General features: G+C 46.4%; 1 protein-coding gene. It reads right to left on the reverse strand.

The window, feature by feature from the left end; translation table 11 throughout:
• A partial coding sequence (locus NE664_13335; protein MCQ4727615.1) for a response regulator occupies positions 1 to 365 on the reverse strand: 365 nt, incomplete at its 3' end.
• Positions 366 to 500: the final 135 nt, after the last annotated feature.

Here is a 500-nt window from a genome sequence, read left to right on the forward strand (position 1 = left end):
ATCTCAAGAGCCGCTTGAAATGTTTTTTGAAATTCAGCCTCCGTGAAGGGCTTTACCAGGAAATCGTAGCCTTTGATTTCCCGGTAGGCAGATAACTCCTCTCCTGCCAGTTCCGTGGTAAAAAGAATTGGCGTAAACCGATATTCCGGCATGGAACGCAGCTGCCTTGCCAGTTCGGTCCCCCGGTAATCCAAAAGCTGTATATCCAGAATAAACAGATCAACCTTGTTTTTCACCGCATAGAAAAGAGCCTCTGCGGCCTTCTCAAATACTGCAAGTTTATGTTCCATTGAGCTGTTTTCCATGTACCGGCGCATGAGCGCAACTGCGCCCGGCTCGTCTTCAACCAATAAAATAAGTCCCATAGGCGGCCTCCCTCCACATGTTCTGCCAAATATTTCAATAATAACCGTATTCTATCATATACCAGCAAATCCGTCTATCTCATAATCCTGACCTCGCCAATCTCAGGTTTGGTCTTCCAACAGCCATAATAGCGT

It is taken from the genome of Anaerotignum faecicola, assembly GCA_024460105.1.
In the GTDB taxonomy this organism is placed as follows: domain Bacteria; phylum Bacillota; class Clostridia; order Lachnospirales; family Anaerotignaceae; genus JANFXS01.